Source organism: Bacteroides hominis (assembly GCF_033042785.2).
GTDB classification, from domain to species: domain Bacteria; phylum Bacteroidota; class Bacteroidia; order Bacteroidales; family Bacteroidaceae; genus Bacteroides; species Bacteroides hominis.
In genome coordinates, this window is record NZ_CP178829.1 from 4,925,197 (window position 1) to 4,940,973 (window position 15,777).

A 15,777-nucleotide genomic window follows, 5' to 3' on the forward strand; every position below is an offset into this window, starting at 1 on the left:
CCAATTATGGATGTACTGATCATCATTGCATTGATTGTTGCAGCAGTAATACTCTTTTTAGTTGAACTGTTTGTGATTCCGGGTATCAGCCTTGCCGGTATTTCGGCTTTGGTTTGCATCATCTATGCCAACTATTACGCTTTTGTCAATCTGGGGACAGGGGCGGGATTCACAACACTTATCATTTCAGGAGTTGCCTGCATCGGTTCGCTTGTCTGGTTTATGCGATCGAAAACTCTGGATAAGCTCGCATTGAAGAAAGATATAACATCCAAAATAGACCGAAGTGCTGCCGAAAAAGTAAAAGTGGGCGATACGGGTATCACAGTTACCCGCCTGGCTCAGATTGGCAATGCTGAAATCAATGGGAATATCATAGAAGTAAAATCAATGGACGGTTTACTGAATGAAAAAACTCCGATTATAGTCAATCGGATCACTGATGGAATAATCTTTGTCGAAAAACTAAAATCCTAATATTCATTTAAAATCAAGCACAATTATGAATGTCGAACCCATGTATCTGACTATCTTCTTGATAGCAGGAGGTATTATCTTCCTGGTTCTCTTCTTTCATTATGTACCTTTCTTCCTGTGGTTGTCAGCCAAAGTATCGGGAGTTAATATTTCACTGGTACAACTTTTCCTGATGCGTATCCGTAATGTTCCGCCCTACATCATCGTACCCGGTATGATCGAAGCACATAAAGCGGGATTGAGTAACATAACCCGTGACGAACTTGAAGCACACTATCTGGCAGGCGGTCATGTGGAACGGGTAGTTCATGCGCTGGTATCGGCATCAAAAGCCAATATTGAACTTCCATTCCAGATGGCTACTGCTATAGACCTCGCAGGTCGTGATGTCTTCGAAGCCGTACAGATGTCAGTTAATCCGAAAGTTATTGATACACCTCCCGTAACAGCTGTTGCCAAAGACGGTATCCAGTTGATAGCCAAAGCACGTGTGACGGTACGCGCCAATATCCGTCAATTGGTGGGTGGTGCCGGTGAAGATACAATCCTGGCACGTGTAGGCGAAGGTATCGTTTCGTCAATCGGTTCCTCTGAAAACCATAAGTCAGTACTTGAGAATCCTGATTCTATCTCAAAACTGGTACTACGCAAAGGACTCGATGCAGGTACTGCCTTTGAGATCCTCTCTATTGATATCGCCGATATCGATATAGGTAAGAATATTGGTGCTGCTCTACAGATAGACCAGGCAAATGCCGATAAGAATATTGCGCAAGCTAAAGCAGAAGAGCGTCGCGCAATGGCTGTGGCTACCGAACAGGAAATGAAAGCCAAAGCAGAAGAAGCCCGAGCTAATGTGATTCAAGCAGAAGCAGAAGTCCCCAAAGCCATGGCTGAAGCTTTCCGCAATGGAAATCTTGGTATTATGGATTATTATAAGATGAAAAACATCCAGGCTGACACCTCAATGCGTGAAAATATAGCTAAGCCGATTGGCGGATCTACCAGCAAACCACTGGGTGATTAAAGAGAAATCATTCACCACAAACTACACAGCATACCACAACTGACTGGAGAAGAATAATCTCTTAAAAAGAGTGGTTAATCTATGTAATTTGTGGTGAACTTATTTATAAAACTAAAACCTTTCAATAACATGAAAAAGTATTTTCCTTCCTCCGAATTAATCATTAATGAAGATGGTTCGGTATTTCATTTGCATGTAAAGCCGGAATGGTTGGCAGACAAAGTTATATTGGTAGGTGATCCCGGACGGGTGGCTCTCGTAGCTTCTCACTTCGAAAACAAAGAATGCGAAGTGGAAAGCCGCGAATTCAAGACAATAACCGGAACTTACAAAGGCAAGCGAATAACGGTCGTATCTACAGGTATCGGTTGCGACAACATCGACATTGTGATTAATGAACTGGATGCTCTGGCAAATATCGACTTTCAGACACGGGAAGAGAAAGAGCACCTTCGGTCATTGGAATTAGTCCGTATCGGTACTTGCGGAGGGCTACAACCCAATACGCCGGTTGGGACTTTTGTCTGTTCCGAAAAATCAATCGGTTTTGATGGTCTGTTGAATTTTTATGCCGGACGCAATGCCGTTTGCGATCTTCCTTTTGAGCGGGCATTTCTGAACCACATGGGTTGGTCTGGCAATATATGCGCTCCTGCCCCTTATGTGATTGATGCCAATGCTGAATTGATTGACCGTATTGCTCAAGATGATATGGTACGTGGAGTTACCATTGCAGCGGGAGGCTTTTTCGGACCGCAAGGACGTGAACTTCGTGTTCCTTTGGCTGATCCCAACCAAAATGACAAAATCGAAAAGTTTGAATACAAGGGTTATAAAATAACTAACTTTGAAATGGAGAGTTCCGCTCTTGCCGGCCTCGGCAAGCTGATGGGACACAAAGCCATGACAGTCTGTATGGTTATAGCCAACCGTTTGATCAAAGAAGCGAATACGGGCTATAAAAATACCATCGATACATTAATAAAAACTGTTCTTGACCGAATCTGATGAATCTATCATTTGCCGCCATTGATTTCGAAACAGCCACAGGATACATGGAAAGTGCCTGTGCCGTAGGTATTGTCACCGTTACCGACGGAGAAATTACGGATGAATATTACAGCCTGATTCAACCACCGGAGAATGAATACTGGCGTGCAAATATCCTCGTACATGGAATAACCCCGGAAATGACGGAATCACTTCCGGGGTTTCATGCCATTTATCCTGAAATAAAAAAGCGGTTGCAAGGAAAAGTAATAGTTGCACATAATGAGCAATTCGACCGTAATGTACTAAAACGCACCATGCAGATGTACAGACTGGACTATGACGAACTATTACTTCCGGAACATTGGGAATGTACCTGCCGAATCTACCGTTCTTTGGGATATAAACCAGTCAATCTGAGTGCTTGCTGCGAACGGGAGGGAATTGAACTTAAGCACCACGAAGCCCTTTCCGACGCCCGGGGATGTGCAATACTTTATCTTAATTATCTTGAGAGATACCGTCCGTTTAATACCCTATGGTGAAACGTTCCTGATGATGCTCCGGCTTTTCAAGTTCATCAACCATGGCAGCGGCATAATCTTCTACGGAAATATGACTGTTACCCACAATATCTACAATCATATCATCCTTACCCAGACGGTATCTTCCGGTACGTACTCCCGGAGCCATATCTGCTGCCGGTGAGAAGAAGACCCAATCAATCTCTTTTTCCTTTTTCAAAAAATCAAGGTAGAAATCACTTAAAGCCCTCACGCCAGGCAATATTTTTTCGGGAACTTCTCCCGAATCAACGAAACGAATACCCGGAGCAATAAACAATGAACCGGCCCCTCCCACCATTAAAAAACGGTTGACTCCGGCCTTTTTCACACCATCAATAATCGTTAGATAGACCTCAATGGTTTCCTTATATATATTAGGGTTATTCCAACCCGGATTAAAAGCACTAATCACGGCATCGGCACCTTGACAAACTTCACAAACTTCATCTAATGAAGAGACATCGGCTTTCTTCACTTCCAGATTCTCATTCTCAATCTTAATTTTTTCAGGATGACGAACTACCGCCGTCACATGAAATCCACGGTTCAAAGCTTCATTTAGAATAGCCGAACCCACGAAGCCGCTGGCTCCGATTATCACAACTTTCTTCATAATCCAATTTATCTATACAGTATTATTTGTTTTCTACATAACACACTATATCATAAATTGTTGCATCGAAAAACAGGCTTATCTTCCCTCCCGCAAATAAGCTTTGATAGTTTCTCTCAGCTTTTCCAGAGGATAAGGTTTCGCAATCACTTCGTTACACCCTGCTTCAATAGCCTGCTCCCCTTCCGGACAGAATGCATATGCTGTAACCGCAATAATCGGTACCTCTTGCGAAATTGCACGAATTTTAGCTGTCGCCTGAATACCATTCATCACTGGCATTCGGATATCCATCAGAATCAGATCGGGCTTCTCACGCATGAAACTTTTTACTGCTTCCTCTCCATTTGGTACCCAAAGAATTGTATATTCTTTCTTCAAAAAGGCATTAATCTGCAGATAACCGGACTCCACATCTTCCGCTATCAGTATCTTCTTCTGCCGGTTGCTCAGTCCCACAGTGACGGTTGCATTTCCTCTTTCCGCAACCGTAACTTTTTGCTCTTGCTTATTGGGCAGATAAAGAGTGAAAGTACTCCCCTTCTCAAGCTCGGATTCCACTTCGATCCGACCTCCTAACCGTTCCACAATACTTTTACAGATAGGTAAACCCAATCCTGTACCTTGTACAAAATCATTCAACTTCTCAAAACGGGTAAATATCAAAGGGAGCTTATCTTTAGAAATACCACAACCGGTATCTGCCACATATAATTTCACCCATTCTTCCTCTTTTACAAGTCCAAAGGTGATGCTCCCCTCAATCGTATTTTTAATTGCATTCGATAAGAAATTAAACAATACCTGTGTTACACGATTTCTGTCCGTCGAAATCCAGATTTCATCTGATGGACGAATCACATTTAGTTCGACCCCTTTCTTCATTTTAAGACGGTGTACCTTATACACTTCATCTACCAGCCCGCTTATTTCTGTCAACTGACAGTGCATTTCCGATTTACCAGACTCTATGCGTGACAAATCAAGAATATCATTGATCAGTTGCAGCAATAGATTACTATTCTGCTGGATAATCCCTAAATACTCCTCTTTCTCCTTTTCATCCTCAGTCAGAGCTATTATCTCCGAGAAACCGACAATCGCATTCAAAGGAGTACGTATTTCATGGCTCATATTAGCAAGAAACAGCGATTTCATCCGGTCTGCCTCTTCTGCCCGCCGTTTAGCATCAAGCAATTCTTGCGAGCGCCGTATCCGGTCACCTATATCATGAATCAGAGCTAATACCTTATTCCCCTCAAACGGAGCAATACGCGCCTGAAAATAATGCCTGCCGGTTTCTACATCTAAAGGATATTCTATTTCTTTCAGTTTTCCACTTTTCAAACATTCACGTATACTACTGATAAACAATTCGCTGACCTCCGCTGAATAAATAGATCTCCCATCTGCTCCTTTCAAGACTTCTACCGGATGTAAAAGTTCCGTACCGGGTGCCATCAATACATCCGTGATAAAGAAATTATCATCAAAAATAAATATAAACTCAGGGAGTGCCTCAATAATTTTCCGGTTTCGCTCTTCAAGCTGTCTGATCTGCACTTCTTTTTCACAGCGTGAAGTAATATTGGCAGTATATGCTATAATTTTATCAGAACCATTCTCCTTATTCTTCTTATACGCAATGAAATTATCTTCAAGCCAAATTGTTTCTCCATGCTCTCCCAAGCAACGCACTACTATTTGAGAAGTCTTTGTATCCGACTCAAGCATGCGGTTAAAAGCTGTTTGATAAGAAGTAACATCATCCGGATGAGCAAACCGATAAAAGTCATTAATTTCTCTGAAAACAATTCCTGCTTCCTTTAAACCCAAGATACTAAGATATTCATCTGTAAAATTACATTCGCCCGTAGGAATATCGTATTCCCAGAATGCAATCTGATGTCCGGCCAAAACAGAAGTGATCTTCTGGTAATCCTCTTTTAATTTTTCAATATTCTCCATCCCCGAAAATGAATCTTTTGCGTGTCCCATAGCCATAAAATTTGTCTTGCTGTATGCGAGCAAAGATAAAATAATAAAGCATAACTTCTATCTGTTTACTCTGTTTTTTACAGAGAAAGCTCTATCTTTGCCACTCAAAATGAAATAGATAATGAATCAAGACACAATTTGCGCCATAGCAACCGCTCAAGGAGGAGCCATCGGAAGCATTCGTGTTTCCGGTCCTGAAGCAATAACCATCACCAGTCGTATTTTTACTCCGGCTAAACCCGGAAAGCTGCTGAGTGAACAAAAGCCTTATACGCTAACTTTCGGCCGAATTTATAACGGAGAAGAACTGATAGACGAGGTCCTCGTCAGCCTTTTCCGGGCCCCACATTCCTATACGGGGGAAGACAGTACTGAAATCACTTGTCACGGCTCATCCTATATTCTACAGCAAGTAATGCAATTGCTGATAAAAAACGGATGCCGTACCGCACAGCCGGGAGAATACACTCAACGAGCTTTCCTCAATGGTAAGATGGATTTAAGTCAGGCCGAAGCTGTAGCCGACCTAATAGCCTCATCTTCTGCCGCCACCCATCGTCTTGCTCTGAGTCAAATGCGTGGCGGATTTAGCAAGGAATTGGCAATATTGCGCGAGAAACTATTGAACTTCACATCAATGATTGAGCTGGAATTAGATTTCAGTGAAGAAGATGTGGAATTTGCCGACCGATCTGCCTTGCGCCAGTTAGCTGACGGAATTGAGAAGGTGATTGCACGCCTGGTAGACTCGTTCAGTGTAGGAAATGCTATAAAGAATGGTGTTCCGGTAGCTATTATCGGAGAAACCAATGCAGGAAAATCTACCTTACTTAATGTTCTGTTGAACGAAGATAAGGCAATTGTCAGTGACATTCACGGCACAACACGCGATGTCATTGAGGATACTGTAAATATAGGTGGTATCACTTTTCGCTTTATCGATACAGCCGGCATTCGGGAAACTAACGATATGATTGAAAGTCTGGGTATCGAACGAACTTTTCAAAAGCTCGATCAGGCAGAGATTGTACTATGGATAATTGATTCAGCAGACGCAATCTCACAGCTAAAACTACTCTCCGATAAGATTCTTCCTCGTTGTGAACACAAACAGTTGATTTTAGTCTTTAATAAGGTAGAACTGATAAATGAAACTCAGAAAAATGAACTTACCTCACAACTTTCCGAGCATGTCGGTTCGGAAATAGAATCTATTTTTATTTCTGCGAAACAACGTCAGCACACGGATGAACTCCAACAAAAACTTGTAGCAGCTGCCCATTTACCAACAGTCACACAGAATGATGTTATTGTAACGAATGTCCGTCATTACGAAGCACTGACACGTGCGTTGGATGCAATTCACCGGGTACAAGAAGGATTGGATGCAAATATTTCCGGGGATTTTCTTTCACAAGACATACGTGAATGTATTTTCCATTTATCCGATATAGCAGGGGAAGTGACCAATGATATGGTGCTACAGAATATATTTGCACATTTTTGCATCGGCAAGTAGGTGGTGATTACCAACGATTAGCATATATCATCAACGATTATCAAGGCGTTCATTTTGAGCGCCTTTCTTTTTAGCCTTATAAGCAATGGTTATCGTTTATAGGGCTTTTTCAGCTCATTTTTGTACCGCATTTGTTGCTCGCTTGTTAAAGCCTGAAAATCGAGTGGAAAGGTAGTAGAGAAACTTTACGCCATTTTACACGATTTTACGGGAATTTACAGAAATAACGGAGAAATAAAGATGAATTAAAATGAGCAGCAACCTGAAAATTAAGCGAATTTGCGCTTGGTGCGGTAAAGAGTTTATCGCCCAGAAAACAACTACGGCGTGTTGTTCCAAGCAATGCGCCAACGCACTCTATAAAAAGAGAAAGCGTGATGAAGCAATCAAAGCAAACAATCAAGTCGTAGAGAAAAAGATTGAAGAAAAGCCTATTGAAAGAATCAAAGACAAGCCTTTTCTTACAATTACCGAAACGGCTATCTATCTCGGAGTAACCCGGCCAACCGTTTACGGCTACATTAAACGCGGTGAATTAAAGGGCATTCGCTTGGGCTTCAAATACCTTTTGAAGAAAGAGGATATTGATGTGTTATTCAATAATCCAACAGAGTTCCATACACCGACAAAAGAAAAAGCCCCTATCACCGACTTCTACACCACCGCTGAAGTCAAAGAGAAATACCATGTAAACGAGTCATGGATATTTGCGGTAGCCAAGAAGAACAACATTCCTCGAACTTTCAATCGGGGTAAGACCTACTGGAGCAAGAAACATATAGACGCTTACTTTGCCAAGAAAGCCCCGAATCCTGATATTATCGAATGGTACAGCACACAGGAAATGCAGGAAAAATTTGGTATGACCTTGTCCTCCATCTACTGTTTCGTTTCCAAGAATGCCATTCCCAAGAAGAAAGAGGGCATCATGGTGTACTATTCCAAGAAGCATGTGGATATAGCGAAAGGCATTGCGGAACCCGAAGAACCGCAATACTATACGGTAGCAGAAGCAATGGAGAAGTTCAACCTTACCCGTGACCAACTCTATCATTATGCAAAGTACCATAATATCCCGAAGGTGAAGAAAGGCAAATACACGCTCATTTCAAGACCAGAATTGGATAAACTACTTGCAGCCCCAAAGATTGAATAAGTTATTTTTCGGTGAATATACCCACCATTGAATCACCTTATTTCTTTGCACCAAACAAATGTAAAACTCTAAATATTAAACAGTATGTCACACACATGTACAAAAGTAACAGTTCGTCAGAGAGCGATTCGGAATAATCGCATCTCCTTGTATCTGGATTATTATCCGGCAGTCCGTAACCCTGAAACGATGCAGATGAGCCGCAGGGAATACATCGGTATCTACATCTATGCTCATCCCAAAAACGAAATGGAACGGGAGTTTAACAACGATATGTTGAACAAGGCAGAGGCTATCCGCTGTATCAGAGTGCAATCGCTCATCAACGAAGAGTTTGGCTTCTTGGATAAGACCAAACAGAAAACAGATTTCCTTGCCTACTTCAAAAAGATGTGCCGAAACAAAGACCAGAAATGGCAATTCGTCTATCAGCATTTCTACAATTTCGTCAAGGGACAATGTACCTTTGGTGATGTGAATGTGGACTTATGCAAGAAGTTCCGTGAGTACCTGTTAAACGCTAAGCAGCTCAAACACAGCAACCGCCCCATATCCCTCAATTCGGCATCCGGCTACTACTCTACTTTCAGAGGATTGTTGAAGATTGCCTATCGGGACAAATGGTTTCGGGAGAACATCAACGACTACCTTGATAAGATAGAGCCGCAAGACGTAAAGAAGGAGTAACTGACATTGGATGAAGTGAAGCAACTTGCTGCCACTCCTTGTGACATTCCGGTTCTGAAATCCGCTTCTCTATTCGCTTGTCTGACAGGCTTACGCATCAGTGACATTCTCAATCTGCAATGGAAAGATTTCACTATCGCTCCCGACCAAGGTTATTGCTTGCGTATCAGAACACAGAAAACCCAGACGGAAGCGACCCTCCCCATCAGTTACGAAGCCTACGAACTATGCGGTACACCCGGAACAGGCAAGGTTTTCAAGGATTTGAAGCGAAGTATGATTAACTATCCGCTGAAAAACTGGCTCAAAAAGGTAGGGATAACGAAACCGATAACCTTTCACGGATTCAGGCACTCGTATGCGGTCATCCAAATTTCCTTAGGCACAGATATTTACACGGTATCAAAGATGCTGACGCATAAGAACGTGTCCACAACTCAAATATATGCTGACCTCGTAAATGCCAAGAAGCGAGAAACAGCCAATAAAATATCACTCCAATAAAATACAAACATGAAACGAGGAATCATAACCAACAACGGACAAGGAATCCATATTTCTGATGGCGAAATATGGATGACCTCTTGGGAACTTGCAGACTTGTTTTATACAACGGCTGGAACTATTCACGTAGCAATCAAGAGAATTCTGAAAGCTAATATTTTAAAGAGCCATGAAGTTTGCAAGTACATCAAATTGGATAATGGGAACAGTGCCGATGTATATAATCTCGATATGGTTATAGCCCTATCCTATCAAATAGACACCGAGCATTCCGCTGCATTCAGGAAATGGGTAACAAGCAAAGTTCAATCCTCACGAAAGGATAACGTATCATTCTTTGTCCATTTAGGAGATAAGTTCTATTGTTAATCCAAAGTAGATAGTTTAAAGCCCGAATTTGAAATCGCACCAAATTCGGGCTTCAATTTATAAAAAGTGGCATAGGTTGTCCGGGGTATCGACGCAACAAGCTGCCACTTCCCACCAAAACGCATCAACTATCCATAGAAACCTATATATTTGCGCACAAACGATTAATACATATCACTATGGAGCAGAAAAAGATAGAACATATAACTTTGAATCTGATTGTTTTCGGAACAATCGCCATCATTGGTATTTTAGCCCGCCAGACCGTACTTCACTATGGTTGGGATGAGTTCAGCAGCAATCTTATTTTCGTAGTATGCTCTATTGTTATAGGAGCTATTTATCTCAATCTGCAAATGGTGTTCAGACGACTCCTTTCACCTACAATAGAAAAGTACTTTATGAAATTTGAGTGCTACCGCAATAAGGCTGTAGTCGTAGAAATTCCAGCAGTAAACTCGGAACTTGCCGAAAGTGCTATAAATTCAGAACCTATCATTTCTGAGCCTGAACCCGAAATTGAAATCGAAACTACATCTGACATAACAGAAGAAGTTTCTACTCCATCATGGTCCGAACTCAACGAAGATGTGGCAGAACTTCCAAAGGAGGAAACCACGCCTTCTACCAACAACAATACATCTATCGAAGAATCCAATCAGCCATCAGAATATGAGATTCTTCGTGCAAACGCTATGACTGAGAAAGAACGTACCTCACAAGAAAAACTCAATAAGGTTATCGCATACACAAAACAAACTTTGGTTTCCTATCTTGATGAAACGGCACTAAATCGCTTATGTGGATATGTGACAGAATATTACCTCTCAAATTCTCTGTCCAAAATTGAGCCAATAAAGGTTGATTCTCAGCTAAAGACCATTGACATCATGCACTTTGGATGGAATATTGGTAAAGCATTTGGCAAGCCACGCTTACAGACAGCAACATTTATAAAGAGGGTATTCGCTCATACCCTCCGTGATTCGGAAATATCCACCATTGAGCGTAAAATGTCACACACAGAATCTGAATGCAGGATTAAATTAGACAAGAAAATTGCTAACTAAAATCAATCTAAAATTCCAATCTTTCTAATTTTACGGGAGCCTTTTATTTCTTTTGAAATTGAATCATAAATCATTAAATCAGTATCTTCTAAAAATTGGGTACGATAAAATTAAAAGTCGGTTTTGGCGATTTAAATCCGCTGAATCTCGCTTAATGACAAGATTCATATCCGGGACTTGTTCGACAAAAAGAATATCAACGATGTCAAAAATCTCTCCGGTTCAAGTGAACTGTATTTATTTGACTTTTAACCGTACTATATCAAAATACTATTAAAAACACTTATAACAAACATCGTTCTACCCTGAACTGGTACACTTTGTGCTTTACACCCTCAGGATCAGACTTACAGCACTCACCGTACTTTTTCCCCGACCCACAAGGACAATAGTCATCATCCGTCAGTTCTGGAAAATCGGTCAAAGGCTTATGTATATGCTTAATATCGTATATCCAATATTGAAATGGCTTCGTCCAATATTGCATCAATCCCTCTACCAACGAGTAATCATAGTTATCCTCACTATTTCCACCTTTGCCCATAGTAAATAGCACAGCATACTTATGTACTGGATTGTCCACAAGATCTATACTTTTGAGTTCACACTCCTCGATTATATTACAGCAGAACTGACCATTATACACATATCCTCTTCTGTGTCCACAGTCATGCCTTATGCTACGAATTTGATTGCAGATAGAGCAACGCTCCCGCTTGATTTGTATCACATAGCTACAAAATATCTTATACGGATACAAACACTGCAGTCGGATGACACATTCATACAGGTCTTTTACGATAGGAAAAACGCCTGGGAAATTGCGTCGGAGGTTATTGCACATAATCTCCACCTTTTCCGCTCCACACCACGCTTTGTAGTATTCGTGTTGTTGCAGCAACTCATACACTGCAACTATTTCCTGATATATCTCAATAACAATCTTTATCACCCATAAGTTATTGGCTTGCTGCTCTTGATGATTGCTCCTTGCATCATGCAGATCTTGTTGTAAGACATTCAGTGCTTCCTTGTAATTGAAAGAATCATCACAAAGATGTTCCAAAATATCGTTGTATTTACTTTCCATCACCAGCTATCATCTTGATTTGTTCTCCAGCTTCTTCCATACCCGACACTGGTCCGTCATATTTCACTTCAATACATTTACCTGTTGAGTCGCGAATAATAACAGAGAAAGAACACTCTAGTTCTGACTGAAACGATGGTGCATCTGCCACCTGTTCTGCAACTGGTTCCGTCTTGACAGCTTCATCAATAACATCCTTGATATAACCGCTGACTAGATTCCAAATGATAACACCAGATATGCTTGATGTAGAAATTATTTTCCCCAACCGAACTTTTACTGAGCACAACTTCAATTGCGTAAACTCCTCATCATTGCAGCAGATTTCGATACTCACACTATTGATATGCTTGCAGTAATTATAGAAGTCACTCGTATAGTTAGTAAACGCCTTTGGGCAGTCACGAAACCCCTCTGGTATAAGAACCAACTGTGAAGACATTACAGATTGCTTTATGGTATCCGACAGTTCCAGCTCAGTACACCAATCATCCAATGTCTTAAAATATTCTTGAATGACAAGACGTGACTCTTCAACAGTACCAACCAATTCACTTAGTTTTGACATAATTCCAACTATCTGTATTTTCCATACTCAAATTTTATGCAAAGGTACTTAAATTACTCGTAATCATTACATATTACCATCAAAAGTTATTCATCAGTTATATTCTGGTGAATGATTCCACCATTAAAACACCTGTTTCCTTTGCCGTCGAACAATTAAAAACGATTGGCGTATGCAAAAAGAAACAGTAACATTTGATAAGCTGCCCGAAGCGGTAGGTTATCTGACCGAACAGGTCATCGAGTTGAAAAAGATGGTAGCGGAACTACAGCCACAGCCATCTGACAAACATATATTGGTGGAAATTGAGGATACTTGCCGCATCATCCGAAAAGCCAAACCTACCATATATACATTGGTACGCAAAGGGCTACTTCCGGCTTACAAGAAAGGAAAGAAACTCTATTTCTATGAGGACGAACTTCTTGCTTGGATTGAGAACGGACGGAGAAAGACTTCCGAGCAGACCTACGAGGAGGTGCTCGTCAGTATGCAGAGCGGTGTACGCCATAAACCCAAATCATCTGTGCAATTTTAATGGGTTGGTCTATGGATACATATTCTATTAATCCGGCATCCATCATTGATGAAGCGATTGATTTAAGCACAAGATTGTCTGGTACGGCATTCCCCGTCAGCATATTCCCGGCAAAAATTCAACGCATTATCCGTGAGGTACACGAATGCCATAACTACCCTACCGACTACATTGCCGCAGCCATCCTCACGGCAATAGCAGTCGGCATAGGAAACACACACCTTGCCCAAATCAAGCAAGGCTGGATGGAAAGCCCCATCCTGTATATGGCATTGATTGGAAGACCGGGAGCGAACAAAAGCCATCCGCTCAGCTTTGCGATGAAGCCGTTTCTTGATCATGACTACCGACAGAATCAGGAATTTGAAAAGGCTCTTGCCAAGTACGATGAGCTGATAAGTATGAGCCGCAAGGAACGTGCGGAAAGCGGTGAAGAGCAATTCCCGCAAGAACCTATCCGCAAACGCTTCTTGGTTTCTGATGTAACGCCCGAAGGGTTGAGCCTCATTCATGCGCAAAACAAACGTGGGCTATGCTTATGGGTAGATGAATTATCCGCTTGGTTCAAGAACTTCAACCGCTATAACAACGGTTCGGAAGAACAGTTTTGGCTCTCGGTGTTCAGTGCAAAAACCACCATATCCGACCGCAAGAATGCCAAGAGTTCCATCTTCATCAAGCGTCCGTATATATCGGTCATTGGTACTATCCAAAAGAAAATCTTGAACGAGTTGGCTAAAGGTGAACGCTCCAGCAACGGGTTTATTGACCGCATCCTGTTTGTGATGCCCAACTTGCAACAGAAGGCACGATGGAATGACAAAGAGCTGCCGGAAGATATTGAGCAAGAGTGGAATGCCATCATTGACAAGCTGATACAATCGGAGTGTAACATCAATGAACATGGAGAGATTGAACCGCAAATTCTCTTATTCTCGGAGGGTGCGAAGAAACGGCTTTACGAGTGGCAGCACCATTTCTCAGAGTTGTGCGACCGGGAAACGAACGACACCATCGTAAGTATCTATTGCAAGTTGGAGATATACATCATTCGTTTATGTCTGATTATCCAACTGGCACGATGGACTTGTGGAGAGTGCGACAAGGCTTGTATCGACCTGCTAACGGTGGAGAGAGCCATTAAACTGACGGAGTATTTCAAAGAATCTGCATTAAGCGTACAAAATATTCTGAATGAGAATGCCCTCAACTGTCAGCAACAAGCGATAGTCAATCTGCTGCCTCCGTCCTTTACAACTGCCCAAGCTATACAAGTAGCCGAGAAAAACGGGATGAAGGAGCGGACATTTCAACGCTTTCTCAATGACAATATCGGGACATTGTTCCGCAAAGAGAAGCATGGAGAATATTCAAAGATTAACCCATGACATTATTGTCGGTTTTGACACTTTCCAAGCAAAAACGACAATAATGACAAAAGTGACACACTAAAAAAGAAAACGATGAGTACACATAGATTCATATTAGAACCCTATAAAGGTGTCAGCACCCGGCACACTTGCCCGAACTGCCACCGCAAAAGATGTTTTTCCAAGTACATTGATACGGAAAAGCGAATCCAGTTCCCTGATTACGTGGGACGGTTGCGACCGCGAACAGAAATGTGGTTATCATTTCACGCCCCGTGATTACTTTGAACGGAATCCGTCTGAAAGGGGAAAGTTGTCCGAAGATAACTTTCGGAACTATATGCCCATTAGAGAAGCCGAGTCGAAAGCCACTTCTTACATTGATTTGGATATAGTCAACCAGTCGTTACAACGCTATCCCGACAACAAACTGTTTCAATTTTTATCGGCTCAATTTGGAGAAACGGAGACATTGAAACTGATGAAAAAATACAAAGTAGGAACTTCCAAATATTGGGACGGTGCAACCGTATTTTGGCAAATGGATTATCAGAACAGAGTACGCACTGGTAAGATAATGCTTTACAATCCGACAACAGGTAAGCGGATAAAAGAGCCGTACAATCATGTCACGTGGGTACACTCCGTACTGCATAAAGAGGACTACAATCTGAAGCAATGTTTCTTTGGTGAGCATCTGCTTCCAGAAGACAAAAACCGTCCTGTTGCATTGGTCGAAAGCGAGAAAACGGCAATCATTGCATCCTACTACCTACCCCAATTCCCATGGATTGCATCTGGTGGAAAGAACGGTTGTTTCAATGCCAACAGCCTGTCCGTTCTTGCAGGAAGAAGCGTTGTGTTATTCCCCGATTTGGGAGCGACCGACTATTGGCAGAGCAAAATCGGGTTGATGAAAAGCTATGGAATTGATGTACAACTGTTCGATTATCTGGAAGCCATAGCAACCGAAAACGAACGAAAAGAGGGATACGACATAGCCGATTATCTGTTGAAGGTACGCCCCGATGAAGCCATACTCCAGCAGATGATTAAGAGGAATCCGAACTTGAAAACACTGATAGAGACATTCGATTTGAAGCTCATCAGTGTACAATGGGGCATCCCTCAACCGAAGGTTTCACCACCTAAGAAACGAGGATTCAAACTTTGAACAAAAGGAGAGGAATCGAAACTTTTTTACTGTAGCAAGTTAATGTCGGTGTATTACATTT

14 protein-coding genes and 2 pseudogenes are annotated in these 15,777 nt (G+C 41.8%); 12 read left to right on the forward strand and 4 right to left on the reverse strand.

What is annotated here, in order from left to right:
* The first annotated feature begins 6 nt into the window (after window positions 1-6).
* The 4 genes from R3O62_RS20720 (at window position 7) to R3O62_RS20735 (ending at window position 3,039) form a co-directional block, all read left to right on the forward strand.
* Window positions 7-477, forward strand: a complete 471-nt coding sequence (locus R3O62_RS20720) for an NfeD family protein (protein ID WP_005782627.1) — start codon at window positions 7-9, stop codon at window positions 475-477.
* A gap of 25 nt (window positions 478-502) precedes the next feature.
* The gene (floA, locus tag R3O62_RS20725; RefSeq protein ID WP_005807912.1) at window positions 503-1,504 is read left to right on the forward strand and encodes a flotillin-like protein FloA; all 1,002 of its coding nucleotides are present in this window, start codon (window positions 503-505) and stop codon (window positions 1,502-1,504) included.
* 129 nt (window positions 1,505-1,633) lie between these two features.
* Window positions 1,634-2,512, forward strand: a complete 879-nt coding sequence (locus R3O62_RS20730; RefSeq protein WP_005807914.1) for a nucleoside phosphorylase — start codon at window positions 1,634-1,636, stop codon at window positions 2,510-2,512.
* Window positions 2,512-3,039 carry a 3'-5' exonuclease gene (locus R3O62_RS20735; protein WP_165016681.1) on the forward strand — a complete coding sequence of 176 codons (528 nt, stop codon included), beginning with the start codon at window positions 2,512-2,514 and terminating at the stop codon, window positions 3,037-3,039. The genes R3O62_RS20730 and R3O62_RS20735 overlap by 1 nt, the downstream gene beginning before the upstream one ends.
* Here the strand turns inward: R3O62_RS20735 and R3O62_RS20740 are convergent.
* Together R3O62_RS20740 and R3O62_RS20745 are read right to left on the reverse strand one after the other, a co-directional pair.
* Window positions 3,023-3,673, reverse strand: coding sequence for an NAD(P)-dependent oxidoreductase (locus R3O62_RS20740; protein WP_317472473.1), 651 nt, complete (start codon window positions 3,671-3,673; stop codon window positions 3,023-3,025). The two genes, R3O62_RS20735 and R3O62_RS20740, sit on opposite strands and share 17 nt — an antisense overlap.
* Before the next feature lie 78 nt (window positions 3,674-3,751).
* Window positions 3,752-5,671 (reverse strand): ATP-binding protein, encoded by a 1,920-nt coding sequence (locus tag R3O62_RS20745; protein WP_269109849.1) that lies wholly within the window; start codon window positions 5,669-5,671, stop codon window positions 3,752-3,754.
* A 121-nt stretch (window positions 5,672-5,792) separates the two neighbouring features.
* Between R3O62_RS20745 and mnmE the strand changes: the two genes are divergently transcribed.
* The 5 genes and pseudogenes from mnmE to R3O62_RS20770 all read left to right on the forward strand — a co-directional run bounded on the left by mnmE (window position 5,793) and on the right by R3O62_RS20770 (window position 10,976).
* Window positions 5,793-7,190: a tRNA uridine-5-carboxymethylaminomethyl(34) synthesis GTPase MnmE gene (gene mnmE / locus R3O62_RS20750; protein ID WP_044300725.1), complete on the forward strand. Its 1,398-nt coding sequence runs from the start codon at window positions 5,793-5,795 to the stop codon at window positions 7,188-7,190.
* A gap of 250 nt (window positions 7,191-7,440) precedes the next feature.
* A complete protein-coding gene (locus R3O62_RS20755; RefSeq protein WP_250713816.1) occupies window positions 7,441-8,346 on the forward strand; it encodes a helix-turn-helix domain-containing protein in 906 nt (301 codons plus the stop codon).
* A gap of 84 nt (window positions 8,347-8,430) precedes the next feature.
* A pseudogene (locus R3O62_RS20760) lies at window positions 8,431-9,537 on the forward strand (site-specific integrase).
* A gap of 9 nt (window positions 9,538-9,546) precedes the next feature.
* On the forward strand, window positions 9,547-9,906 hold the full coding sequence (locus tag R3O62_RS20765; protein ID WP_250713817.1) for a lipofamily protein: 360 nt from the start codon (window positions 9,547-9,549) through the stop codon (window positions 9,904-9,906).
* 179 nt (window positions 9,907-10,085) lie between these two features.
* A complete protein-coding gene (locus R3O62_RS20770) occupies window positions 10,086-10,976 on the forward strand; it encodes a mobilization protein (RefSeq protein WP_250713818.1) in 891 nt (296 codons plus the stop codon).
* Window positions 10,977-11,259: 283 nt separating this feature from the next.
* On the opposite strand, the gene R3O62_RS20775 is transcribed toward R3O62_RS20770, so the two are convergent.
* Window positions 11,260-12,066, reverse strand: coding sequence for an SEC-C metal-binding domain-containing protein (locus tag R3O62_RS20775; protein WP_250713819.1), 807 nt, complete (start codon window positions 12,064-12,066; stop codon window positions 11,260-11,262).
* Window positions 12,056-12,634, reverse strand: a complete 579-nt coding sequence (locus tag R3O62_RS20780) for a hypothetical protein (RefSeq protein WP_269109854.1) — start codon at window positions 12,632-12,634, stop codon at window positions 12,056-12,058. Before R3O62_RS20780 ends, R3O62_RS20775 begins: the two co-directional genes overlap by 11 nt.
* Before the next feature lie 172 nt (window positions 12,635-12,806).
* Here R3O62_RS20780 and R3O62_RS20785 point away from each other — a divergent pair, with 172 nt between their 5' ends.
* From R3O62_RS20785 to R3O62_RS20795, 3 genes and pseudogenes are all read left to right on the forward strand, one after another.
* Window positions 12,807-13,172 carry a helix-turn-helix domain-containing protein gene (locus tag R3O62_RS20785; RefSeq protein ID WP_250713821.1) on the forward strand — a complete coding sequence of 122 codons (366 nt, stop codon included), beginning with the start codon at window positions 12,807-12,809 and terminating at the stop codon, window positions 13,170-13,172.
* A gap of 11 nt (window positions 13,173-13,183) precedes the next feature.
* Entirely contained in the window at window positions 13,184-14,560 is a 1,377-nt protein-coding gene (locus R3O62_RS20790) for a DUF3987 domain-containing protein (RefSeq protein ID WP_250713822.1), read from the forward strand.
* 75 nt (window positions 14,561-14,635) lie between these two features.
* A pseudogene (locus R3O62_RS20795) lies at window positions 14,636-15,716 on the forward strand (DUF6371 domain-containing protein).
* The last annotated feature ends 61 nt before the right edge of the window (window positions 15,717-15,777 follow it).